This window comes from Paenibacillus phytorum (genome assembly GCF_013141715.1).
GTDB lineage: Bacteria > Bacillota > Bacilli > Paenibacillales > NBRC-103111 > Paenibacillus_E > Paenibacillus_E phytorum.
In genome coordinates, this window is the sequence record NZ_WHOA01000073.1 from 1 (window position 1) to 2,145 (window position 2,145).

Sequence of the window (2,145 nt, forward strand, 5' to 3'; positions counted from 1 at the left end):
ATAACTTTTTCGTGGAAGATGTTGTAAATGTGAACAGCACCTTCTATTCCCGCATGCGCTCTAACGGAACTGCCTGCCACACAATGCCTAAACACCTGAACTCCTATTTAACATGCATATTGAAATCCTGCGAATGAGCGAGTATTCGTGAGAAAACACTTATTCTCTGAGGGAGCGGAATAGGCTGCCGAGTGAATCACCGGGAGCCTCGGTACTACAATATTATGGAGCTATCGTGTCCCGTTAGCGCAATGATCCGTACTTCTGGAGATCTGTGCATTTATAAAAATTATTCAAGATCTATTTTAGCATTCCTTGAGTATGTGCGGCGAATTTCGCTGTAACCGGTACTTCTACCAACTTTGAAATATCCTCCATGTAATCTCCATCTTCGTCTATATAGATGTTACTTGATACCTGCATTTAACTCCATTTAACACAGCGAGGCTGCCAATCTACGGCAGCCTCGTGGTACAGTTTATTTAGCTAGCTTACCCATTAGTGCAACAACTCTCCAACATATTACTCGACACATAGAAACTTTGGAAAAATAAATTCTTTAATCGCGTCTGTCATCCACTCAGAATCAGTCGGACTAGGGGCAATAACATTGACTGTTACAATCGCAGGATGGCATCGAGCGAATAATTCCCCCCCCGATCAATGCCACAGAAAAAGAGTGACTTTTTCTGTGGTCTCACCAATGGATTCAATTTTTTTAGCCTTCGACAGACTAAAATATTTTTTTGTTGACTTAAACCATAGTTTAAGTCGTATCATATTCCTGTCGACATGAAATATAAAATTTGGAGGCCTCCAGATGAAGTATTATTCAATTAGCGAAGTTTCAGCCAAACTCGATATTCCAGAATCAACGATACGTTATTATGAAAAAAAAGGACTACTACCACAAGTTGAGCGTGATGAAGCTGGGAGGCGGTTATTTTCAGAAGATCAAATTACTTTCCTTGGAATCATTATTTATCTAAAAAACACGCATATGCCAATAAGTGGAATCAAACAATATGTTGATTGGGTAGTAGAGGGAGATAGTACTACTGAATTGCGACTTGAAATGATGAAGAATCACAAGCAAGCTGTACTAGCTGAAATTTCGCTAATGCAAGAAGCCTTAAAAGGAATTGACGTAAAAATTACACGTTATACAAAGTATACTCAGGAAAGAAAAGAAGCAAGAGAAGATGAAAAAATATTGGAAAAGAGGAATTAGAATGAAACTTTCAGGAAATACAATACTTATTACAGGCGGAAGTACTGGAATAGGATTAGCTTTTGCAGAGCGCTTTATCAAAGCTGGAAATAAAGTCATTGTTTGTGGACGACGTGAAAATGCACTTCAAAATGCGAAAGAAAAATTCCCTAGCATTATTACTCATGTAAGTGATTTGGATATTGAATCCGAGCGTGTCGCATTGTTTGATTGGGTAACAGCGAACTATCCAGAAGTGAATGTGTTAGTTAACAACGCAGGGATCCAACAACGCTTTAATGTGTTAAAATCGGATGCGAAAAACAATTGGAGTTATTTCAGTAAAGAAATCACAACCAACATTGAAGCACCATTCCATCTCTCAATGATGTTCGCACCATTTTTTGCAACAAAAGAAGAGGCGACTATCATCAACGTGACATCTGGGTTAGCTTTTACACCGTTTGCAATTGCTCCGATTTATTCAGCATCAAAAGCGGCGCTTCATTCATTTACAATGAGTCTAAGACACCAACTTTCTGAAACGTCTGTAGAAGTAATTGAAGTTGCTCCTCCGGCAGTGAATACAAATTTAGGTGGAGCGGGGGTGCATACCCAAGGAGAACCATTAGATGCCTTCGCAGATGGAATTTTCAAAGGATTAGAAGAGGGTAAAAAGGAAATTGGATATGGTACTTCTGTGAATCGCTTACGCATGACACGAGATGAAGTAGACGTATACGTGGAAAATCTGTATAAGGCCACGAAAAACCTAATTGAATAACTAAAGCTGCTGCCACTGTGTAGGTTTTTTCCGAAATTTTAAATCAAAATGACAGTTGTTTTGACTTCGCGTTGGCATATAAAAAAGCAAAACTCGCCGTAGTGTTGGCGAGTTTTGCTTTTTTATAGTTACCCATTCCTAATTCAACTAA

2 protein-coding genes are annotated in these 2,145 nt (G+C 38.9%); both read left to right on the top strand.

Annotated elements, in window-relative coordinates; translation table 11 throughout:
- Window positions 1-820: 820 nt before the first annotated feature.
- Entirely contained in the window at window positions 821-1,231 is a 411-nt protein-coding gene (locus GC098_RS10075; protein WP_171643049.1) for a MerR family transcriptional regulator, read from the top strand.
- Between the two features lies 1 nt (window position 1,232).
- Window positions 1,233-1,994, top strand: coding sequence for an SDR family oxidoreductase (locus GC098_RS10080; RefSeq protein WP_171643050.1), 762 nt, complete (start codon window positions 1,233-1,235; stop codon window positions 1,992-1,994).
- Window positions 1,995-2,145: the final 151 nt, after the last annotated feature.